Origin of the sequence: Pseudomonas sp. Root329 (assembly GCF_001424925.1) — a bacterium.
Lineage (GTDB): Bacteria > Pseudomonadota > Gammaproteobacteria > Pseudomonadales > Pseudomonadaceae > Aquipseudomonas > Aquipseudomonas arabinosi.
Map to the genome: position 1 here is coordinate 169,819 of NZ_LMCV01000050.1, position 14,059 is coordinate 183,877.

The window sequence follows — 14,059 nt, forward strand, 5'->3', positions numbered from 1 at the left end:
TAGGAGCTGCCGAAGGCTGCGATCTTTTGATCTTCAGGCACAAAAAAAACGCCAACCCGAAGGTTGGCGTTCTGTTCAGCTCAAGCGAGGCTTAGCGCGGAACTACCGGCTTACGCGCGGGCTTGGGCCCTTTGCCTTTGGCCGCGTCCTTGCGATCCTTGGCCGCCTGCTGGTTGCGGGCGAATGCCGCTGCCTTGGCCTGTTCACGCTTGTCCCACGGGTTACCGCCATCGCTGGCGCGCGGTGGCAAGCCCGTGTGCTGGGTCAGGATCTTGGTGGTCTTTTCCCCTGCCACTTTATGGCTGCCGGCCGGTGTCGAGTTCTTGCGGCGGGCGCTCTGGTAGCTGTCGGTCGCCGGCTGGTGCAGCGGGATCAACTGGTTCTTGCCCGGCCCGATCAGGTCGGCGCGGCCCATGCGGGTCAGCGCTTCACGCAGCATCGGCCAGCCTTTCGGGTCGTGATAACGCAAGAACGCCTTGTGCAGACGACGCTGCTCTTCGCTCTTGACGATGGTCACGGCGTCGCTCTTGTAAGTCACCTTACGCAGCGGGTTCTTGCCCGAGTGGTACATCGCGGTGGCGGTGGCCATCGGCGACGGATAGAACGCTTGCACCTGGTCGGCACGGAAGCCGTTGCCCTTGAGCCACAAGGCCAGGTTCATCATGTCTTCGTCAGTTGTGCCCGGGTGAGCGGCGATGAAGTACGGAATCAGGTACTGCTCTTTCCCGGCTTCCTTGGAGTACTTCTCGAACATGCGCTTGAACTTGTCATAGCTGCCGATGCCCGGTTTCATCATCTGATTGAGCGGACCTTCCTCGGTGTGTTCCGGGGCGATCTTCAGGTAACCACCAACGTGGTGGGTCACCAGCTCTTTGACGTATTCCGGCGACTCGACCGCGAGGTCGTAGCGCAGGCCGGAAGCGATCAGGATCTTCTTCACACCCGGCAAGGCACGCGCGCTGCGATACAGCTGGATCAGCGACGAGTGATCGGTGTTCAGGTTCGGGCAAATGCCCGGGAACACGCACGAAGGCTTGCGGCACGCGGATTCGATTTCCGGGGTCTTGCAGGCGATACGGTACATGTTCGCGGTCGGGCCGCCGAGGTCGGAAATGACGCCGGTGAAGCCTGGAACCTTGTCGCGGATCTCTTCGATTTCGCGAATGATCGACTCTTCGGAACGGTTCTGGATGATCCGGCCTTCGTGCTCGGTGATCGAGCAGAAGGTGCAGCCGCCGAAGCAGCCACGCATGATGTTCACCGAGAAACGGATCATGTCGTAGGCAGGAATTTTTTCCTTGCCGTACGCCGGGTGCGGAATGCGCGCATAGGGCATGCCGAACACGTAGTCCATTTCTTCGGTGGTCATCGGAATTGGAGGCGGGTTGAACCAGACATCGACTTCGCCGTGCTTCTGCACCAGCGCGCGGGCGTTGCCCGGGTTGGTTTCCAGGTGAAGTACGCGGTTGGCGTGAGCATAAAGAACCGCGTCACCGCGGACTTTCTCAACCGAAGGCAGACGAATCACGGTCTTGTCGCGTGTCATCTTCGGGCTCGCCAGGATCTGCACGACCTTGGCTTCGCTCGGATCTTCAACCGGACCCTTGTCCTGCTCGATGGCGCAGGCCTGGGTGTCCTGGGTGTTCACGTACGGGTTGATGATCTTGTCGATCTTGCCCGGACGGTCGATGCGCGTGGAATCGACTTCGTACCAGTCTTTCGGCGTGTCGCGACGAATGAACGCGGTGCCGCGCACATCGGTGATGTCTTCGATCTTGTGACCGTAGGACAGACGCTGGGCGACTTCGACGATCGCACGCTCGGCGTTGCCGTAGAGCAGGATGTCGGCGCAGGCGTCGATCAGGATCGAGTTGCGAACCCGGTCCTGCCAGTAATCGTAGTGGGCGATGCGGCGCAGGGACGCTTCAATGCCACCGAGAACAATCGGCACGTTCTTGTAGGCTTCCTTGCAGCGCTGGCTGTAAACCAGGCTCGCGCGGTCCGGACGTTTGCCCGCCATGCCGCCGGGAGTGTAGGCGTCATCGGAGCGGATTTTTTTGTCGGCGGTGTAGCGGTTGATCATCGAGTCCATGTTGCCGGCCGCGACGCCGAAGAACAGGTTCGGCTCGCCGAGCTTCATGAAGTCGTCTTTGGACTGCCAGTCCGGCTGGGCAATGATCCCGACGCGGAAGCCTTGCGACTCCAGCAGCCGGCCGATGATTGCCATGCCGAACGACGGATGGTCAACGTACGCATCACCGGTGACGATGATGATGTCGCATGAATCCCAGCCAAGCTGATCCATCTCCTCCCTGCTCATCGGCAGGAATGGCGCTGGACCGAAGCATTCGGCCCAGTACTTGGGATAGTCAAATAACGGCTTGGCTGTTTGCATGACGATGACCGGTGTTGAGATGAAAAATCGCGGGGGCGGAATATAGCACAAAAAATAACCAATTCCGACAATAGCGCTCGGCTTTTACCATCTGGTCTGCCCCTGATCGATACATCACATTTCGCTGAGCACATGTCACTACATAGGTATTCCTCAAGAAAAAATCCCGCGGGTAGTCTGGCGCTTCAACTACCAGGCTGGCTTATCCAGAGCCACGGAGCTCTCTTGAACGATTCGACTTTACTCAATACAGTCCCCACACCTACCCCGCCGCCCCTATCTGCTCATGCAAGCTTCATCCAGAGCAAGCTGCCTGGCTGGCTAGTCGAGGGATCACCTGAACAGCGCAAAACGTTTCGCGCCTGCCTGCTCAAAAGCAATGCAGCCCGGCAGGCGTTAGCCCCCGTCTTCGAAGATCTGAAAAACCCCTTGAACTTTGCCAGAACCTTGTTGAGCGAAAAGCTCACAGGACACCTGGGATCGCTGGACGCTGAAAAATCCACACTGCTACGCGAGTGGAAGAACTCCCACCTCTTGGGGCTGATCAAAACACACCATAAAACCACCGAACAAACGCTTGTAGACGCCGCCCTGCAGAACTTCGAACCTTCCGAAGCCGTGAACGGTGGTTTTGAAGCGGGATCGGCCATTTATGTGTCCGGGTCTGGCGAAAAGAAAAAAAGCGCTGTCAGCCCAGAGCACTTCGCCAGGATTTGTCGCGAGCTGGACATCGGCATGCAGTACCAGAGACACATCAGCGAAATACTGGAACCTTCTGCGACTGCGGGAACAACCGCCACTCGCTCGGCAAACCAGATAAAAGCCCTGATCAGGAACGACGACCAAAATACCTTTGAGGCGGCGATCCACATCGCCCTGATGAAGAAATCCATCAGCACAGATCTTTGCAAGCTATTACTCGAATTGAGTCCCGTCGGCAGTCATAAGGACTTGATCTGTTCACACCTGACCCTCGACGGCACAGCCCTGCCAGGCATCCTGATGTTTCGGGACAAATGGCCTCAGATTAAACACGTCCTTTACATTCCCGATGATCCCGATGACGCGATCAAACGATACAACTCATATGGCGATCTTCAAACAGCCCTGGCAATCAAACTGGAGGCTCCCTCCTACCGGAAGTTCTTCAATCGCTTCATTCCGTTTGAGCGCCAGGGAACGCCGCTGACCACAGGCACTTTGTGGTCAGGCGCAAACCGCCTTGGTAATCCGTCTTTTGCCAAACCCTTGGTGCGTGTGGATATTGCCGGTGACTTCTATGAAACGGCCTTCAGGCAACGCATTGCCCACCTGAAAGCTGACGCTCGTGTGCTGTCGGTCCCCACGGCAGATGCCAACACCGCCGGCAGCCTGAAAAAACGTCAGGAGCTCGAGGCAGCAGGAGAGTCGCTGTTATTTTTCGCCGCGTCCTTCATACCGATCATCGGTGAAGTGATGTTGGCGGTAACAGCCTTGCAGTTACTCAACTCGGTCTATCACGGCGTTGCCGCCTGGAGTCGAGGCGATACTGATGAAGCCCTGAATGATCTGCTGGATGTCGCAGACGCCGCTACCCTGGGCATCCTCACGGCCGGCGCAATCAAAACCACCGGGCTCGCCACCAACTTGGTAAGAATCAGGTTGCGCAACAATAGCGAACGACTCTGGCACCCCGATCTGACACCCTATCGTCAGGCACTTCAGCTACCTGAGAATATCCACCCCAACGCTCAAGGGTTGTATAACCACAACGCAAAAACCTATGTAGCACTGGAAGACCATTTCTATGAAGTAAAGGTCGACATCGCCACCCAGCAGTGGGAGCTGCAACACCCTTCTGACCCAAACGGGCATACCCCACAGATGTTGCACAACGGTGCCGTCGGATGGCGTCATCTGCACGAGAACCCAACACCTTGGGATGAGTTGAAACTGATCAGGCGCCTTGGCACAGTCGCACGCAATATCCGCCAAGAAGCCGTCGAGCCCATTCTGCTGGTCAGCGGATTAGACAGATTGGCTCTCATTGAACTTCATCTAAGCGCACAACGTCCGCCGGCCCTGCTGACCGATGTATTGAAGCGCTTTGATTTGAGGCAGGAAATAAAAGATTTCAAGATAGAACGCAGCAAAGGAAATAAAACCGGCCCTTATTCACCGTACATCTTGCTGCACCTGCTCACCACACTGAGCGGCTGGCCAACCACTCGACGCCTGACCGTCGTCGATGGGGCTGAAACGCTCTTTTCTTTTGGTGACTCCGCCAATACAACACAGCCCGAACTTAGATTGACCTACGCCCAACTCAGAAATGGAGAGCTAATAGACACCGTAGTCGAGAAGCTGAGAACGGATGAGTTCAATGAACTGTTCAACGGGCTGGCGCCGTCCACTGCCACTAACGCAGAGCGCCTGGCGCAGCGTCTCGAGACCCATCTTGCGGCAACAAAAGACCTGCTGTTCCCACAGATTTATGCGCTGACCGAACAACCGGAAACCGTAATACAGGAACACATTCGCACGAAGAACCCAACGCTTCCAAAAAGCTATCTGCAGCAGTTGACGCTCAGCATCAGTCCACAGGAAGAACAGCAAATCGTGCGGAAAAAACAGTTGCTGCCACTCATGGAAAAGGAAGCAGCCGAGTACTCCAGAGAAATTGAAACAGTACGTATTTATGAGGGTCTTTATCTTGATTCCGCTCGCCCTCCTGACACAGACCAACTCATCCTCACGAGCCTTGAGCAATTGCCCAGCTGGGCCGACTCAGTGCGTATCGAAATGCGCGATGGAACCCTCAACGGCACATTGCTGAGCAGCGTCGGCAGTGTCACAGCCGTTCATCGCAGAGTTCTGGTTCGAGAGGGCGTGCTGTACAGGGCTTACGATGCTGCGGGAAATCCGCTTGATGGACCGGCCGACCTCTACAACTCGATCAAAGCGGTCCTACCCGAAACTGAACGCCTGGCCTCGAGCAGAGATGACGACCGATGGTCTGACCGTGTGAAGAGCGCGCTCAACAACGTCATAGAACGTCTGCACAAACAACCTCTGGCTATTCGGGAAGGTACTGCGTCACGGGCTACCGAGCCCGTAAACCCGGGCTTCCCCCTTGACACCCATTTTGCCCGACAAGAAACACCGACGAACCTGTCGCTACGCGCAGACGGAGTCTATGAACAGCCCCCCCTACAAGGTGGCATGTACAAATACTACGTGCTGGAAAACCGCCTGTACTATCAGGTGCAGTACGCCAAACCGGGTTGGCAAGCCATTGATGCGCGCAGCCCCTATCGAGCGTACAAGCCCTACGTACGACAAAAGGCTGGGGGCGGCTGGGAGATCGATTCCGATATGGGATTACCGGGCGGGACACCGGGCGTTGGCTCGTCAAGACACCTTGATATCCCGGAGGAGACAAGCGGCAGCTATTACAGCACCACCGAATACATCATGCCTGTGCCATTCACTGCCGCCGAACGTGACCGCATGTCCAGCATCAGATCCTTTCAACAGGCCCCCAACACTCTCGGTGGCTATGATCGCGCCAACAACGGCCGTTACCCTCTCAGGGATCTGCAAGGGCAGCCGTTGCGTATCAAAAAAATTCAGCAACAGGCCAAATCTGCTTATGGCGGCACCCGCTATGGGGCCGCAGCAGTCAAACCTTACATTCAATGGGAAAGCTTCGAAGGCGTTGCCAACCTGTACGAAGAAAAATTGGCGCTACGCAAATTCACCACAGCCGACTGCAAGGCGCCCGAAGAAAGAACTTTGATCGGGCAAGACATGGTGAGCAGCAAAAAGCCGCTGGCTAAAGGGGAGATTCTTGGGGTCTATGGCGGAGGATTGATACCCGGTTATGTCGGTGTTGCCAGAAAGGACCCGTTCCTTATCGACGTACTGCCTGGAAAGCTGTTCACCCACACCAGGCGCCATAACGTTCTGTTGTCGGGAGACAACGTACTGTCCCGAATGAATACCATCTTTGAGTACAAGCAGGGCAAACCGGCACGACAGGCAGCAGCGGGTTACAACGTCGAAGCCGTGCCGTTTGACGTGGAGGTTCAAGCCCAAGGCGGGCGCAAGGAAAACTACCGGCTGTATGCGTTCTTTGCCATCGACGACATTCCCGTCGACAACGAACTGCGCTGGAACTATGGCTACACCGAGCCAGCGATCAGAGCCCTGCTCCCCTGAAACAAGGTCATCAACCGTCGGCACGCCAGTGTTATTCGTCGTCGAAGTTATAGCTGCCCGGCGCCAGGTTTTCGAAACGGGTGTACTTGCCGATGAACGCCAGTCGTGACGTACCGATCGGGCCGTTCCGCTGCTTGCCGATGATGATCTCGGCGATGCCTTTGTGTTCGGTTTCCGGGTGATACACCTCGTCCCGGTACACGAACATGATCACGTCGGCATCCTGCTCGATCGCTCCGGATTCCCGGAGGTCGGAGTTGATCGGGCGCTTGTTCGGTCGTTGCTCCAGGGAGCGGTTGAGCTGGGACAACGCCACTACCGGGCAGTTGAATTCCTTGGCCAGGGCTTTCAAGGAACGGGAGATCTCGGAAATCTCGTTGGTCCGGTTGTCACCGCTGGAACCTGGAATCTGCATCAATTGCAGGTAGTCGATCATGATCAGGGCGACGTCGCCATGCTCACGCACCAGGCGTCGGGTCCGCGCACGCATCTCCGAGGGGCTGATACCGGCCGTATCGTCGATGAACAGCTTGCGATCGTTGAGCAAGTTGACCGCCGATGTCAGGCGCGGCCAATCGTCGTCTTCCAGGCGACCGGCACGGACCTTGGTCTGATCGATCCGGCCGAGAGACGACAACATACGCATGATCAGCGATTCGCCTGGCATCTCCAGCGAGTAAACCAATACGCATTTGTCGCTGCGCAGCACGGCGTTTTCCACCAGGTTCATCGCAAAGGTGGTTTTACCCATGGATGGACGGCCGGCGACGATGATCAGGTCAGACGGTTGCAGGCCGCTGGTCATACCGTCGAGATCGGTGTAACCGGTGGACAGGCCGGTAATGGCGTTGTCGGTGTTGAACAAGGTGTCGATGCGGTCGATGGCCTTGGTCAGCAGGTCGTTCACGCTCACCGGGCCGCCGGTTTTTGGCCGGGCCTCAGCGATCTGGAAGATCTGCCGTTCAGCTTCGTCGAGGATCTCTTCCGCGGAGCGACCTTCCGGGTTGAAGGCGCTGTCGGCGATCTCGGTGGCGATGCCGATCAGCTGCCGCAAGGTCGCTCGTGCACGAACGATCTGTGCATAGGCCTTGATGTTGGCGACGGACGGCGTGTTTTTTGCCAGTTCGCCCAGGTATCCGAGGCCGCCGACTTGCGAAGTCTGACCTTCCTTGTCCAATTGCTCGGCAAGGGTCACGACGTCGATCGGCGAGTTCTGGTCGGCGAGCTTGGCGATCGCACGGAAGATCAGGCGGTGGTCATGTCGATAGAAATCGCCGTCCGACACCTGATCAAGCACGCGCTCCCAGGCGTTGTTGTCCAGCATCAAACCACCGAGCACGGCCTGTTCGGCCTCGATGGAATGCGGCGGCACCTTCAGGGCAGCGGTTTGCAGATCGTATTGCTCGGGTGCGGAGATATCGTTCATGGCCACTTGAATTGAGTGTGTGAAAATCAGGAACTGCAGAAAGACAAAGGGCACGACCTGTAAACAGGATCGTGCCCGATGTTACCGGCAAGCACCCGAGGGTGCCAGCCGACAAGTGCTGCTTAAGCTGCTACCACGACAACGCGTACGGTGGCTTCAACTTCGGCGTGCAGGTGCACGGCTACGTCGAATTCGCCTACGTTGCGGATAGTGCCGTTCGGCAGACGAACTTCGCTTTTTGCAACTTCAACGCCAGAGGCGGTCAGTGCATCAGCGATGTCGTGAGTACCGATCGAACCGAACAGCTTGCCTTCGTCGCCAGCGGTGGCAGTGATAGTCACTTCCAGCTCAGCCAGTTGGGCAGCGCGGCTTTCAGCCGAAGTTTTACGATCTGCTGCGGCTTTTTCCAGCTCAGCGCGACGCTCTTCGAACGCAGCCAGGTTGGCAGCGGTCGCAGCGGTAGCTTTGCCGTAAGGCAGCAGGTAGTTACGACCGTAACCAGCCTTAACGTTCACTTTGTCACCCAGGTTGCCCAGGTTGGTGACTTTTTCCAGAAGGATCAGTTGCATGTGAAAATCCTCTTAACTTTTAACCTTCACCGTTCGCGCTATCGACGTCTTTCGGCGTCGAACGACCGCGAAAATCAATCAGGCTGTCGACGATGGCCAAGACCACCAGCAACGGATAGATCAGCTGCATGAACAGCAACAGCGTGACGTACAACCCCACCAGCCAGAACCTGGCCAGTCGCTTTTGCGCCACCAGCCCGTGAATCAGGGCCAGCCCGGCGAATACCAGCGGTACACTGCACAACGGCGTCAACATGGCCATCTGCGGACCGATGTTCGGTCCCAGAAGCATGAACGCCAGCAGTAACATCGCCAGCCCCAGCGGGAATCGGATGGCGCGAAACTCGCGACCAAAACCACCCGGGTTGTACAACAACGCCTGCCAGTAGCGCCCGACAAGCAGGCTCAGCACACTGACGATTTGCAACAAGGCCGCAATCAGGCCGGTCAGGACCGGTGCGATCAGGGACGCAAAATGCGCTTGCTCGTCTACCGACAACTTCTGGTAGACATCACCGAGTAGCGACGGCATGACTTTTATCAAAGCCTGCGCCAGCATCTCGATTTGGGGACCAAAAGCCGTCCCCAGCACCACTGAAAACACCACTCCCATCGCTATGCTGACCAGCAGCACGCGGTTCCAGGATTCGCTTGCGCGTAAAACCAACGCAAGGCTCCAAGACCCCAGCAGCACCAGAAGTGCCCGTGGGTCATCGGAGTAAAGCCACCAGATCAACGCCGGCAGCAGTCCCAGAGCAAGAACGCCCAGGGCGTCCTTCAATCCGCGCCGCAGGAGCACAAGGCAACCAGCGGCAGCACCCAACCAATACAACAACGGCAATGTTGCGCATCCAGCCACTACGAGAGTGGCCTGCATACGGCCGCGCATGATGAACTCAGCTATGGCACGCATGCTTTCAATCCTTTGCTACGTGTCGACTGCCCGGTCTCAGCGGCCGTGGCTGTCGGTGTAGGCCAGCAGGGCCAGGAAGCGGGCGCGCTTGATAGCGGTGGCCAGCTGACGCTGATAACGTGCTTTGGTACCGGTGATGCGGCTTGGAACGATTTTGCCGGTCTCGGATACATAAGCTTTCAGAGTGTTGAGATCTTTGTAATCGATCTCTTTCACGTCTTCAGCGGTGAAGCGGCAGAATTTACGACGACGGAAGAAACGTGCCATGTAATAGGCTCCTCAAAAGGTCCGTGGATTACTCGTCAGCGTTATCGCTGTTGTCGCTGTCATCACTATCAGCGCTTTCAGCGCCTTCGTGCTCAGGACGGTCGCGACGCTCACGGCGCTCACTGCGGTTTTCTTCAGCCTTGAGCATCTCGGATTGGCCGGTAACGGCTTCTTCGCGACGGATGACCAGGTTACGGATCACTGCATCGTTGTAGCGGAAGTTGTCTTCCAGCTCGGCCAGGGCCTTGCCAGTGCACTCAACGTTCAGCATCACGTAGTGAGCCTTGTGAACATTGTTGATTGCATAGGCCAGTTGACGACGGCCCCAATCTTCCAGACGGTGGATTTTGCCGCCGTCTTCTTCGATCAGCTTGGTGTAACGCTCTACCATGCCGCCGACTTGCTCGCTTTGATCCGGGTGGACCAAAAAGATGATTTCGTAATGACGCATGAATGCTCCTTACGGGTTGTAGCCTGCCGCTCAAAAGCGGTCAGACAAGGAGTGAATGACACTTATGGACTTGCTTGCGATAGACACATGCGTGCCTGCCGTCACAGCAAGGGGCGCAATTGTAGAGAAGGGACAGAAGAGGTGCAAGGCAATTGGTGATTATTTGAACAGTTCGTTCACACCACCGATCTTTGCCCTGACACAGAACCAATGTGGGAGCGGGCTTGCTCGCGAATGCGGTACATCAGTCAACATTGATGTCGACTGACACTCCCTCTTCGCGAGCAAGCCCGCTCCCACATTTGGATCGCGTGCGACTTAAGGCTTTTTGGTAGTCGCCGCAGCCTTGACACTGCGCTGACGCTGAGCCTCGAACAGGCAAACGCCAGTCGCCACAGACACGTTGAGGCTGCTGACGCTACCGGCCATCGGCAGGTGCACCAGGTAGTCGCAAAGATCGCGAGTCAGGCGGCGCATGCCGCTGCCTTCGGCGCCCATGATCAGGATGGTCGGCCCGGTCATGTCCTGGTCATAAATATTGACCTCAGCCTCACCTGCCGTACCCACGACCCACAGCCCGCGCTGCTTGAGCTTCTCCAGGGTGCGCGCCAGGTTGGTCACGGCGACCAACGGAATCACTTCCGCCGCGCCGCAAGCCACTTTACGTACCGTCGGGGTCAACGTCGCTGACTTGTCCTTCGGAACGATCACAGCGAGCGCACCGGCCGCATCAGCCGAACGCAGGCAAGCGCCGAGGTTGTGCGGATCAGTCACGCCGTCGAGCACCAGCAACAGCGGCGCGCCTTCGGTGCGATCGAGCAGTTCGTCGAGCATCGCCTCGCCCCAGACCTGGCTCGGACTCACGTCCGCCACCACGCCCTGGTGCACGCCATCAACCCAGGCATCCAGCTCACGGCGTTCGGCGTTGCCGACGGCCACGCGATTTTCGTTCGCCAACTCGATCAGCGTCTGAACACGCGGATCACTGCGGCCTTCGGCCAGCCAGATCTGCTTGACACGTTTCGGGTGGTGACGCAGCAACGCTTCTACAGCGTGCACGCCGTAGATCTTTTCCAACTGACTCATGACTTGGCCTTCGGTTTACGCGCCCCGCCGCTTTTGGCGGCTGGAGCAGAACCCGCTTTTGGCGGGCCTTTACGGTGTTTGCTCGGTTTGGCTGGCTTGCCGCCGGGAGCCTTGTCAGGCGCCGACCGTCCGGTCTTTCCCCCAGACGCCGCTTTACCGCCGCTTTTCGCTTCAGACAGCAACGCCTGCTTCATCTCACGGCTTTTGCGCAGTTCGGCATTTTTCGCCGCCGCATCGCTCGGGCGATAGGCCTCGACAGCCTTTTCCTTGGCAGGACGACGACCGGTTTTCGCCGGGGCCGGCTCTGCAGCCGTTTTGGAAGCGGGTGCAGCGGTTTCAGTCCCGCGCTTCTTGCGACCGATCGGCGCACTGATGGTTTTTTCAGCCATCTCGAAGTCGATCTTGCGTTCGTCGAGGTCGACGCGCATGACGCGCACTTCAACGGTATCGCCAAGGCGGAAGCTGCGACCGGTACGCTCACCGGCCAGGCGGTGGTGCACAGGATCGAAGTGGTAGTAATCACCCGGCAGCGCGGTGACGTGCACCAAGCCTTCGACGTAAATATCGGTCAGCTCGACGAACAGGCCAAAACCGGTCACGGCAGTGATCACACCCGGGAACGACTCGCCCACACGGTCTTTCATGAACTCGCACTTGAGCCAGTTCACTACGTCGCGGGTCGCTTCGTCGGCACGGCGCTCGCTCATCGAGCACTGCTCGCCGAGCTGTTCCAGAATCGCTTCGTCGTACGGATAGATGCGCGCTTTCGGAATGGTCATCGCGCCAGCACGGCGAACGTGCGGGGTGTCCATTTTCGAATGGATGACGCTGCGAATCGCACGGTGCGTGAGCAAGTCCGGGTAGCGGCGGATCGGCGAGGTGAAGTGGGTATAGGCTTCGTAATTCAGGCCGAAGTGGCCCTGGTTATCGGCGCTATACACCGCCTGACTCAACGAACGCAGCATGACGGTCTGGATCAGATGGAAATCCGGACGGTCCTTGATGCTCGCCAGCAATGCCTGGTAATCCTTCGGCGACGGGCCGTCCTTGCCTTTGTGCAGGGACAGGCCGAGCTCGCCAAGGAAGGCGCGCAGTTTTTCCAGACGCTCCGGCGGCGGGCCATCGTGGACGCGATACAGCGCAGGGATTTCGTGTTTTTTCAGGAATTCGGCGGTGGCCACGTTGGCCGCCAGCATGCATTCCTCGATCAGCTTGTGGGCATCGTTACGAACGGTCGGACGGATTTCGGCAATCTTGCGCTCGGTCCCGAAGATGATCCGGGTTTCCTGCGTTTCGAAATCGATCGCGCCACGCACGTGACGAGCGGCCAGCAGCACTTTGTACAGTGCATAAAGCTGCTTGAGGTGCGGCAGAACGTCGTTGTACTCACCACGAAGCTGACGCGCCTCGGTGAGTTTCGGCGTTTCCAGCATCGAGCTGACTTTGTTGTAGGTCAGGCGAGCGTGGGAGTGAATCACCGCTTCGTAGAAGCAATAGTCGGTCATCTCGCCGGATTTGGAGATGGTCATCTCGCAAACCATGGCCAGACGATCGACGTGCGGGTTCAGCGAGCACAGGCCGTTGGACAGCTGCTCAGGCAGCATTGGCACGACGCGCTCGGGGAAATACACCGAGTTGCCGCGAACCTGGGACTCGTTGTCCAGCGCCGAACCGATTTTCACGTAGCTGGAAACGTCGGCAATCGCCACGTACAACTTCCAGCCGCCGGAGAACAGGCGCAGCTTGCCCGGCTTGGCTTCGCAGTAGACCGCATCATCGAAGTCGCGCGCATCTTCGCCGTCGATGGTCACGAACGGCAGATGGCGCAGGTCGATGCGCTTCTCTTTGTCTTTCTCTTCGACTTCCGGCTTGAGCTTGGCGGCTTCTTTCAGCACAGCCTCAGGCCAGACGTGGGGAATATCGTACGTGCGCAGGGCGACATCGATTTCCATGCCCGGCGCCATGTAGTTGCCCACGACTTCGACCACGTCGCCTTGCGGCTGAAAGCGTGGCGTCGGCCAGTGAGTGATCTTCACTTCAACGAACTGACCGATCTGGGCGTTGGCGTTACGGCCCGGCGTGACCAGCACTTCTTGCTGGATCTTCGGATTGTCCGCAACGACGAAACCAATGCCGCCCTCTTCGAAGTAACGGCCAACGATGGTCTCGTGGGCACGAGACACCACTTCGACGATCATGCCTTCGCGGCGACCGCGACGGTCGAGACCGGAAACACGGGCCAGGGCACGGTCGCCATCGAACACCAGACGCATTTGCGCCGGGCTCATGAACAGGTCGTCACTGCCGTCGTCCGGGACCAGGAAGCCGAAGCCGTCACGATGACCGCTGATGCGGCCCAGGATCAGGTCGAGCTTATCCACCGGCGCATAGGTGCCGCGACGGGTATAGATGAGTTGAGCGTCGCGCTCCATGGCGCGCAGGCGGCGGCGCAGGGCTTCGATCTGGTCTTCTGTGGTCAGACCAAACTCTTCGACCAGTTGCTCGCGGTTAGCAGGCGAACCCCGATCAGCAAGGTGCTGAAGGATCAGTTCGCGGCTAGGAATAGGGTTTTCATATTTTTCCGCTTCACGAGCGGCCTCGGGATCGAGGGACTGCCAATCGGCCATTAGAGAGTTTTCACCTTGTCTATATGCGGGTTAGTTTGGCATAGGCGTAATGAAACGGGAAATTTCAGGCTATGACAGCCCATCTAAAGCCCTTTATCGACAGCGCGAAGCTGAATTAAATGCCA

At 57.8% G+C, this 14,059-nt stretch carries 9 protein-coding genes; 1 reads left to right on the forward strand and 8 read right to left on the reverse strand.

Going from position 1 to position 14,059, the window contains the following annotated elements:
- Positions 1 to 91 precede the first annotated feature (91 nt).
- Positions 92 to 2,395, reverse strand: a complete 2,304-nt coding sequence (locus ASC74_RS29405) for a YgiQ family radical SAM protein (RefSeq protein ID WP_056746330.1) — start codon at positions 2,393 to 2,395, stop codon at positions 92 to 94.
- Between the two features lie 225 nt (positions 2,396 to 2,620).
- Between ASC74_RS29405 and ASC74_RS29410 the strand changes: the two genes are divergently transcribed.
- Positions 2,621 to 6,595 (forward strand): dermonecrotic toxin domain-containing protein, encoded by a 3,975-nt coding sequence (locus ASC74_RS29410; protein WP_056746332.1) that lies wholly within the window; start codon positions 2,621 to 2,623, stop codon positions 6,593 to 6,595.
- Positions 6,596 to 6,626: 31 nt separating this feature from the next.
- Here ASC74_RS29410 and dnaB read toward each other — a convergent pair whose 3' ends face one another.
- The 7 genes from dnaB to rnr form a co-directional block, all read right to left on the reverse strand.
- Positions 6,627 to 8,021 carry a replicative DNA helicase gene (dnaB, locus tag ASC74_RS29415; RefSeq protein WP_046044831.1) on the reverse strand — a complete coding sequence of 465 codons (1,395 nt, stop codon included), beginning with the start codon at positions 8,019 to 8,021 and terminating at the stop codon, positions 6,627 to 6,629.
- Between the two features lie 122 nt (positions 8,022 to 8,143).
- Positions 8,144 to 8,590, reverse strand: a complete 447-nt coding sequence (gene rplI, locus ASC74_RS29420; protein ID WP_003197251.1) for a 50S ribosomal protein L9 — start codon at positions 8,588 to 8,590, stop codon at positions 8,144 to 8,146.
- Positions 8,591 to 8,609: 19 nt separating this feature from the next.
- Positions 8,610 to 9,503, reverse strand: coding sequence for a hypothetical protein (locus ASC74_RS29425; protein ID WP_056746335.1), 894 nt, complete (start codon positions 9,501 to 9,503; stop codon positions 8,610 to 8,612).
- A gap of 36 nt (positions 9,504 to 9,539) precedes the next feature.
- On the reverse strand, positions 9,540 to 9,770 hold the full coding sequence (gene rpsR / locus ASC74_RS29430; RefSeq protein WP_002551829.1) for a 30S ribosomal protein S18: 231 nt from the start codon (positions 9,768 to 9,770) through the stop codon (positions 9,540 to 9,542).
- Positions 9,771 to 9,798: 28 nt separating this feature from the next.
- On the reverse strand, positions 9,799 to 10,221 hold the full coding sequence (gene rpsF / locus ASC74_RS29435) for a 30S ribosomal protein S6 (protein ID WP_003217491.1): 423 nt from the start codon (positions 10,219 to 10,221) through the stop codon (positions 9,799 to 9,801).
- A gap of 318 nt (positions 10,222 to 10,539) precedes the next feature.
- The gene (rlmB, locus tag ASC74_RS29445) at positions 10,540 to 11,307 is read right to left on the reverse strand and encodes a 23S rRNA (guanosine(2251)-2'-O)-methyltransferase RlmB (protein ID WP_056746338.1); all 768 of its coding nucleotides are present in this window, start codon (positions 11,305 to 11,307) and stop codon (positions 10,540 to 10,542) included.
- Positions 11,304 to 13,934 carry a ribonuclease R gene (gene rnr / locus ASC74_RS29450; protein ID WP_056746341.1) on the reverse strand — a complete coding sequence of 877 codons (2,631 nt, stop codon included), beginning with the start codon at positions 13,932 to 13,934 and terminating at the stop codon, positions 11,304 to 11,306. Before rnr ends, rlmB begins: the two co-directional genes overlap by 4 nt.
- Between the last annotated feature and the right edge of the window lie 125 nt (positions 13,935 to 14,059).

Coding starts and splice junctions, on each gene's coding strand:
- ASC74_RS29425 (WP_056746335.1), bottom strand. CDS start 9,503: ATGCGTGCCATAGCTGAGTTCATCATGCGCGGCCGTATGCAGGCCACT.
- rpsF (WP_003217491.1), bottom strand. CDS start 10,221: ATGCGTCATTACGAAATCATCTTTTTGGTCCACCCGGATCAAAGCGAG.
- rplI (WP_003197251.1), bottom strand. CDS start 8,590: ATGCAACTGATCCTTCTGGAAAAAGTCACCAACCTGGGCAACCTGGGT.
- rnr (WP_056746341.1), bottom strand. CDS start 13,934: ATGGCCGATTGGCAGTCCCTCGATCCCGAGGCCGCTCGTGAAGCGGAA.
- ASC74_RS29405 (WP_056746330.1), bottom strand. CDS start 2,395: ATGCAAACAGCCAAGCCGTTATTTGACTATCCCAAGTACTGGGCCGAA.
- rpsR (WP_002551829.1), bottom strand. CDS start 9,770: ATGGCACGTTTCTTCCGTCGTCGTAAATTCTGCCGCTTCACCGCTGAA.
- dnaB (WP_046044831.1), bottom strand. CDS start 8,021: ATGAACGATATCTCCGCACCCGAGCAATACGATCTGCAAACCGCTGCC.
- rlmB (WP_056746338.1), bottom strand. CDS start 11,307: ATGAGTCAGTTGGAAAAGATCTACGGCGTGCACGCTGTAGAAGCGTTG.